At 66.7% G+C, this 5,884-nt stretch carries 4 protein-coding genes; 3 read left to right on the top strand and 1 reads right to left on the bottom strand.

What is annotated here, in order from left to right; genetic code table 11:
- Positions 1-225: 225 nt before the first annotated feature.
- Positions 226-2,307 (top strand): serine/threonine protein kinase, encoded by a 2,082-nt coding sequence (locus tag AC1RQC_RS40185; RefSeq protein ID WP_492886843.1) that lies wholly within the window; start codon positions 226-228, stop codon positions 2,305-2,307.
- Between the two features lie 25 nt (positions 2,308-2,332).
- Here AC1RQC_RS40185 and AC1RQC_RS40190 read toward each other — a convergent pair whose 3' ends face one another.
- Positions 2,333-4,342 (bottom strand): SUMF1/EgtB/PvdO family nonheme iron enzyme, encoded by a 2,010-nt coding sequence (locus AC1RQC_RS40190; protein ID WP_492833184.1) that lies wholly within the window; start codon positions 4,340-4,342, stop codon positions 2,333-2,335.
- Positions 4,343-4,764: 422 nt separating this feature from the next.
- Here AC1RQC_RS40190 and AC1RQC_RS40195 point away from each other — a divergent pair, with 422 nt between their 5' ends.
- Both AC1RQC_RS40195 and AC1RQC_RS40200 read left to right on the top strand, forming a co-directional pair.
- Entirely contained in the window at positions 4,765-5,190 is a 426-nt protein-coding gene (locus tag AC1RQC_RS40195) for a DUF4399 domain-containing protein (protein WP_150993583.1), read from the top strand.
- Between the two features lie 44 nt (positions 5,191-5,234).
- Positions 5,235-5,675: a DUF4399 domain-containing protein gene (locus tag AC1RQC_RS40200; RefSeq protein ID WP_492833186.1), complete on the top strand. Its 441-nt coding sequence runs from the start codon at positions 5,235-5,237 to the stop codon at positions 5,673-5,675.
- Positions 5,676-5,884: the final 209 nt, after the last annotated feature.

The raw sequence follows: 5,884 nt of genomic DNA on the forward strand, positions 1-5,884 counted from the left end.
TGGCGGCCAACACAGCAACACCGGGTGTTCGCGCATGTGCGACAGGTAGTGGCTCTTGCGGCGCCATCGTGCCGCTGGCTTGGCTTGCCGGCGTTGATGCAAAGCACGAGGGGTTTGCGATTGGCGTGAGTGCGCACTAGTATCCATCGTGGGCAGGTACTCGCTGTAGACGGGCGAGTGGGCGCTCAATGCGCAACTTCGCGCAATCACGTCGTGGCTGCATCGATGCCTAGCATTCCAGACCTGATACGTACCTTCCAAAGCGGTGGTCTGTCGCACGACGAACTGTTGGCCCGCATTGACAGCACCTTGGCCGCGGACCAGGCAAGCGCCACGCAGCTAGCGGACATGCTCAGCGAGGAGAACACCCGCTTCCCGCTGCCGCCTGGCGTTTATGAAGAGGTGTTGCGGCGCATCGAGCGCCGCGGGGCAACCCAGTTCGAGGATGGCGGCGAGGAAACCCGCGTGCAGACTGGCCACGCTGGCATGGCGTCCGCGCCTTCCCTGCCATCGCAAGCGCCCGCGAGCGATCAGGCGATTGCCGGGGCGGAGCAGACCAAAGGGGTGGGCGATACCTTGAATGGCCGCTTCGTGCTGGAGGAGTGCCTGGGCGTGGGCGGCATGGGGACGGTCTACAAGGCGCTCGACCTGCGCAAGCTCGAGGCCTCGGACCGCAAGCCGTACATCGCCATCAAGGTCCTCAATGTGCAGTTCCGGGGTCATCCGAAATCGCTGATCGCACTGCAGCGCGAGGCGCGCAAGGCGCAGACGCTGGCGCACCGCAATATCGTGACGGTCTATGACTTCGACCGCGATGGCTCGGTGGTCTACCTGACCATGGAGTACCTGTCGGGCAAGTCGCTCAATCGTGTCTTGCGCGCGCCAGACTTTGCCGGCATGCCTTACGCCAAGGCGCTGCCGATCATCACCGGCATGGGCCGGGCCTTGTCCTATGCGCACGAGCGCGGCTTCGTCCACTGCGACTTCAAGCCCGCCAATGTCTTCCTCACCGATAGCGGCGAAGTGAAGGTGATCGATTTCGGCATCGCGCGCGTCTTCCAGCAACCGGCGGACGACGCGGACCCGACCGTGTTCGACCCCGGCACGCTCGGCGGCATGACCCCCGCTTATGCCAGCCCCGAGATGTTCGAGCATCGCGAGCCGGATCCGCGCGACGACATCTACGCGCTGGCCTGCGTGACCTATGAACTGCTGACCGGCAGGCACCCCTATGAGCGGCTGTCGGCCAACCAGGCGCGCGGCGCCGGCCTCAAGCCACAGCGCCCCAAGGTGCTAAGCCGCGGGCAGTGGCGTGCACTGCGCGCGGCGCTGTCTTTCGATCGCGCGACGCGCACGCCTACCGTGGCGCGTTTCCTGGCCGACATGGGCACCGAGCGCCACGGTGGCATGCCAATGGCCAAGCTTGGCGCTGCGTCGGTGGCCGGTGTGCTGCTGGCGGGCGGGCTGGGTTACTACGTGTGGCGCGCGCGCACCGCGCAGGAGGGACAGCAGCCTGCGGCGCAATCCGCGTCAAGCGCGGTGGTATCCGCCACTCCCCAAGCCGCAGTGACGCCATCCGCCGCGCCGGGCTCGCCGCCGCCGGCGCGACCGAGCGAGGAAGCCCGGCCCGAGCGCACGCTCTCCATGCAGGCCGTGGCGCCGGTGCTGGCACGCGCGCCTTGCTCGCTGCTGTCGGCCACCGGGCAGGACCATGTACTGCAGGTGCGTGGCTACGTGGCGGAGCGCTTTGGCATCAAGCGCCTGAAAGACGAACTGGGCGCGGTGCCCGGCGTGCAGACGCTAAACCTGGACGTGCAGACGCTGGGCGATGACAAGTGCGACGTGGTCAAGCTGATCTCGCCATACTGGTCGGGGCGCCGCAGCGCAACCGCGCTGACCACGATCCGTACCCGGGCGCCCGGCGCGCAACTCACGGAGGGAACGCCACTGATCGTGGATATCACCACGCCGCCTTACGACACCTATGTCTACGTCGACTACTACATGGCCGATGGCAAGGTCGTGCATATGGTGCCAAGCCAGCGCGCCAAGGCCAACCAGGCACCCGCCAGCTACACCGCTGCCGTGGGCAGCCTCGGGGACTGGGTGATCTCGAAGCCGTTCGGCACGGAGCTGATCGTGCTGATCACCACGCCTGCGCCGCTGTTCGACGCGCTGCGCCCCGAGTCGGAGCCCAGGCAGGACTACCTGCGCGCGCTCGACAGGCAGCTGGGTCCGATGGCGGCGAAGCACGGAGAAAGCCACATCGGTGCCGACATGGTGCAGATATCCACCAACCCGCGCTAGCCAGGCAAGGCGCCATTGGCAGCGGCTACTTCAGGTCCCGCACGACGCGAAAGCCGTTTTGCGACTGGCGTACGCTCGCGCTGTACTTGAAGCGGGTGGAGGAGAGCATATAGCTCGCGCCTTCATGCCATGAGCCGCCGCGGATCACGCGCACGCCGCAGCCGGGCTCGTCCCAGGCGCGTCCGTCGGCAGGCGCGTTTTTGTAGGAGATATGCCAGCAGTCGGCGACCCATTCCCACACGCTGCCGTTCATGTCGTGGAGGCCGTAGCCATTGGCGGCAAAGGAGCCGACGTTGGCGGGCGCGTCGGCATTCCACGGTTCGCCGCAGTCCTTGCAGTTGGCCGTGCCTTTGCGCATCTGGTCGCCCCACCAGTAGAGCGTCGTGGTGCCGCCCCGGGCGGCGTACTCCCACTCGGCTTCGGTCGGCAGGCGGTAGTGCTTGCCGCTGACCTTGCTCAGCCAGGCGACGTACTGCTGGGCATCGTCCCAGCTCACATCGCGCACGGGGGCGTTCCTGGGTGCGTTGGCGACAGTGGCGATGCGCTGGCATGCCCCCGCATCAGCGCAGGCGCCCCATTGTTCCACCGTGACTTCGTACTTGCCGATCGCGAAGGGCTGGCCGATGGTGACGTGATGCGGCGGCTTCTCGGTCGGGTCACCGCCGTTGCTGCCCATGGTGAAGCTGCCCGCCGGCAGGCTGTGCAGCACGGGACAGGCCGGGCAGTCCTTGACCTCGCCCGGCTTGATCTCGACTGTCACGGCGCCGGCCGCGGCAGCTCGTTGCGTGGCGGGTGCAGGCGCGCTTGCGGCCGGGGCGGGTGGAGTGGATGCGGCAGGCGCGGTTGGTGATGGCGCGGCAGGCGGCGCCTGCACCTTGCCGGACTGGGCGCGTGCTGGCGGCGGCGTGACGGTGCCTTGCGCGGTGGCTTGCCCGGATGAGGCGCCTGGCGTGCGAGCACGCTCGGCAGGCGGCCCGGCCGCGCGCAGCCGCTCGATCCTGGCGCGCGCCAGCGGCGCGAAGCGGCCGTTCGGATAGGCCTTAAGGTAGGCCTCGTAGTCACTTGCGAAATTGCTGTTCTTGATGGAGTCCCAGAAGCTGAGCTCGTACTGCTCGTCGCTGTCCTTGGGAAGGATGCCGCGATGCTGCGCAAGGATCAGCGGATGGGCTTGCCTGTGCGCGAGCGTGAAGGGTGCGTTGTCCTTGTCGTTGACGGTGTCCGTGTCGTTGTCGTTTTCGCCGGTGGCCGCGGCGTTCGCCGCGAATCGGAGCGGGGCGGATAACGACGATGATAGCCACGGTTGCTGCCGCCGCCCGGTGTGCTGGCTCACCATTTCGCCGGCCCGGCGCAGGGCGGCCTCGGCATCAAGGCCGGGTATGCGCATCGTGCGCAGCAGGGCGCCGGTGAACGCGCCGTGCCGCGCGCCCTCGGCTGCCACGGCGCCGGGGGCCGTGGCATAGGCAATCAGCGTGTTGGCGGGGGCGGCGGGCGGCTTGACGGCACTGCCGCGATAGGGGTTGTCCAGGCAGCTATCGAGGATCACCACGTTAAGCATGTCCGGCCTTGGCGCCGACATGCTGGCCAGTACTGCGTCAAGCCCGGTGCCCGCGGTGAGCAAGCGGCCAGGTGTGCGGCTGCCCACATCGACGGGAATCATCACCGGGGTGTCCGCGACCTCGATGCCGTGCCCCGCGAAATAGAACAACCCCGTGCCGCCGGCCTGCAGGCGCTGCTGGAATTCGGCAAGCGCGCGCGCCATGCCTTCCCGGTCCAGGTTCTCGCGGAGCATGACGTCGAAGCCGAGCGCGGCCAAGGTGCGGCGCATTGCCCGGGCGTCATTGGCGGCGTTGGGCAGCGGCTCGTCCACATAGGCGCCGTTGCCGATGACCAGGGCGAGGCGCCTGCCCGGAGCGCTCGCGGGGGCGGCGGCCGGGTGCCTTGCCTCGGGGGGGAGGGTTGGCGTGTCGATACCGGCTTCGGCCCGCACGACCGCAGCCAACCCGAGCAGGCACACGACAAGGAATTTTCGCCACATATGCAGGCCTTGTTCGTACGGCGCCGAAGTGCATCGGCGGTCCACGTGCCAACGGCGTGACGCGGCACGCGAGAGCGATGATGCCCGGCCATCACCTGGCCGGCCCGCCTTGTCCTTTGCGCCGACGTGATGCAGCGCTAGCGGCACTGGGCTGGCTCAATCAACCATAGCACAGCGATTGTGAATCCGGAGGTGCTTCGCAACGCCGGGTGGCGTAGCAAGCTCACAACCGCGCGGCACCGGCGCGGCGCAGGGTATCGCCAAGTATCTTTTTGCTGTTTTCCGTTCTAAGCTGAATGACGAAATTGGATGACGAAATGCAGCGCGCCGGCCTGAAGCCAATCAACGAATCAGCCAAAAGCCAAGCACCAATAGCAAGAATTCACCGCGTTTCGAGACAAGCTGTTCGGGAGGGCTAACGTATGCACAGGCGAACCGTGCTCGGCACATTGGCAGCGTCGCTGCTGGCTCCGTTGCCTTCGATCTCGTTGTCCACGACGTCCCCACCCAATGCCGAGGTCTACATCATCTGGCCGCCCGACGGCGCCGTGATCGATGGCGGAAAATTCTGGGTGCGCATGGGCCTGCGCAATATGGGGATCGCCCCCAAGGGCGTCGACATGGCCAATGTCGGCCACCACCACCTGTTGATTGACACGGACCTGCCGCCGATGGACAAGGAGATTCCGAATGACCGGAACCACCTGCACTTCGGCGCCGGCGAGACCGAGGCGCGGATCGAGTTGCCGCCGGGCAAGCACACCTTGCAGTTGCTGCTCGGCGACAAGGATCACAAGCCCCACGACCCGCCGATCTACTCCAAGAAGATCACCATCACCGTTCGATAAGGCCCCGGGCCGCCGGGCCGGCGGCACGATACGGGAGACAGTCCATGCGTAAGCTCATTCCGGCTGCTGCGCTCGCCGCCAGCCTGCTTCTGATCGGTGGCACGCCGAGCGGCGCAAGCGCGGACGCCACGCCCGCGCCCGCCCATGCCTACCTGTATATCGGCTTTCCCAACAACAACCAGGTCTTGCCGGCGGGCAAGCCGATCAAGGTGTGGTTCGGGCTGCGCGGCATGGGCGTGGCGCCGCGCGGCGTGAAGTTTCCGAACAGCGGCCATCACCATCTGCTGATCGATACCGACCTGCCGCCCATGGACAAGGAAATCCCGAACGACCGCAACCATCTGCATTTCGGCGCCGGCGAGACCGAGACCACGATCGAGCTGCCGCCGGGCAAACATACCTTGCAACTGCTGATGGCCGACGACAAGCACATTCCGCACAACCCGCCGATCTACTCCAAGAAGATCACGATCTACGTGAAGTAACCCCGGTCGTTCATTCGGGTTCGCGCTGTTTTCGCTGCGCCGCATGACGCGTGCTGCTCGCGCTTCGCTGCGGATCTCATTGCGCGCTTTCCAGGCGGCGCTCGTAGCACAACTCCCCCATGTCTTCATCGCTCCGGCCGTGCGCGCCGCATGAGGCGGACGTTTGTCGCCAGCGAGCAAACACATGGTGTCTGTTGTGTTGGCCGCCG

Source organism: Cupriavidus sp. GW822-FHT03E04, from assembly GCF_058801495.1.

Bases quoted from the DNA above. Each gene is read 5' to 3' on its own strand.
- AC1RQC_RS40185 (WP_492886843.1), top strand. From the start codon at position 226: ATGCCTAGCATTCCAGACCTGATACGTACCTTCCAAAGCGGTGGTCTG.
- AC1RQC_RS40190 (WP_492833184.1), bottom strand. From the start codon at position 4,342: ATGTGGCGAAAATTCCTTGTCGTGTGCCTGCTCGGGTTGGCTGCGGTC.
- AC1RQC_RS40195 (WP_150993583.1), top strand. From the start codon at position 4,765: ATGCACAGGCGAACCGTGCTCGGCACATTGGCAGCGTCGCTGCTGGCT.
- AC1RQC_RS40200 (WP_492833186.1), top strand. From the start codon at position 5,235: ATGCGTAAGCTCATTCCGGCTGCTGCGCTCGCCGCCAGCCTGCTTCTG.